Genomic DNA, 1,785 nt, shown 5'->3' on the forward strand with positions numbered 1-1,785 from the left:
CTGAAGGACGTCTTCGGCATCCGCCGCCGACCCGAGCATCTCGTAGGCGACGGTGAAGAGCAGGTTGCGGTGGGCGATGAAAGTCTCGGTCGCCGCGTCAGTGACGTGGTCACCCATACCCCGATCCTCTCCCTCACAGCCAGCTCCATCACTCACAGGACCAAACACACACGTGCGGCGGCGTCCCGCAATAGGAGCGCCGCCGCACAACCCGCAGTCCAGATCCGTTCATAATCGACGGATCTGCTACCGATACGTGGCTCACGCTGACCGCTCAGGGGTGGCCAGCGCTTGGCCGCGCTTGGCCCGCAGCAATTGCTGCCGCTTGTCATTCTTGAGCCAGGTGTGCGAACCAGGCTTGCGTGCCTCGTTCGCCAGGTGCTTGACGCTATACGTGCAGGAGAGCTCCTTGAGCTTTGCGCCCGGGCGGCCGCCGAGGAAGAGCCTCATCGCGGTGTCGTCCAGGTGGGCGAGCTGGTAGATGCCGGCGCGACGACCCAGGCTGATGCACATGGCGGGGAACGACAGCTTAATGGGCGCAGGCCGCTTACCCGCGATCCGATCGAGCACCGTGTCGGCAGCGTGTGCGCCCAGGCAACCCGCGGCATAGGCGCTCATCCGGAACGGCAGATCCGACGGCGCCGCCGAGTCCCCGGCCGCGATGATGCGCACATCATCCACAGCCGTCAACGTCTCGTCCGTAAGCAGGCGCCCCACGGCGTCGGTGCTCAACCCGCTGCGTGCGGCCAGGTCCGGCACGCCGAACCCGGCGGTCCAGATCGTCACCCTGCTCGGCAGCGTGCGGCCGTCACCGAGTTGCACAGCGTCGCGCGTCACCGCCGTCACCTTCGCGTCGGGACCGTCGAGCACGGTCACACCGAGCGTGGCGAGCCGCTTGGAAGCCACGCGTCGAGCCCGCGGGTGCAGGTACGGGCCGAGCACACCCCCGCAGACCAGGGTCACCCGGCGGCCCAGCTCCGCCAGCTCGGCGACGGTCTCAATGCCGGTCGGACCGGCTCCGACAACCGTCATCGCGGCCGTTGCGGGCGCGGCGTCGACGACCGACCGCAGCTGCTGCGCCGCCTCCAGAGTGGCAATCGGGTAGGCGAACTCGGCCGCGCCGGGCACACACCGGTCAGCGCTGCCGCTGCCCACCGCGTAGACCAGGTAGTCGTAGCCGACCATGCCGCCCTTCGCCAAGGTCACGCTGCGCTCGGCCGCGTCGATCCGGGTCACGGTGTCGACCACCAACCGGATTCCCTCGGCCAGGACCTCTCCGTAATCGACGACCGCGTCGTGGGACCCGCCCACCAGTTGATGCAGGCGGAGCCGCGCGACGAAGGTCGGGCGCGGGTTGATCAGGGTCACTGTCACGTCCTCACGCTGCGTCAGGCGATTGGCCGCCATGACGCCGGCATATCCGCCGCCGATCACCACCACATCGGTGTTCTCAGTCATGGTGTCTCCTCCGTTTTGGGGTTCAGGCCCAAGACACCGCGTCACCGATGGTTGTGACACGCGTGAGACAGATCACTCCACAGGCGTGGGCTCCGCATGAGGACAGGGGCCTGAGGATGCCCCAGCTGCCCATGAACCCGAGCGTGATCAGTAGCGACGGCCCTGAAGGACCGGGCTTGGAGGTAGCGCCCAACTGGCTGCTGGGTTGGCTCCTGCGTCCAGACACTCCTTGTGGGGTGGCAGGGACGCGTGACTCACGCCCCGCAGTCCACACAGCCTCGCCCTTGCGGGCGATGTTGTGGGAAGCGTTCCGGTCGGCGTGGGCAA

At 67.8% G+C, this 1,785-nt stretch carries 1 protein-coding gene and 1 pseudogene; both read right to left on the bottom strand.

Annotated features, from left to right (window positions below; translation table 11 throughout):
* Positions 1-117: pseudogene (locus B141_RS49020) on the bottom strand (sigma factor); the annotation flags it as partial.
* Between the two features lie 144 nt (positions 118-261).
* A complete protein-coding gene (locus tag B141_RS0106360; protein ID WP_237742627.1) occupies positions 262-1,440 on the bottom strand; it encodes an NAD(P)/FAD-dependent oxidoreductase in 1,179 nt (392 codons plus the stop codon).
* Positions 1,441-1,785: the final 345 nt, after the last annotated feature.

This window comes from Actinopolymorpha alba DSM 45243, from assembly GCF_000373925.1.
Classification (GTDB): Bacteria; Actinomycetota; Actinomycetes; order Propionibacteriales; family Actinopolymorphaceae; genus Actinopolymorpha; species Actinopolymorpha alba.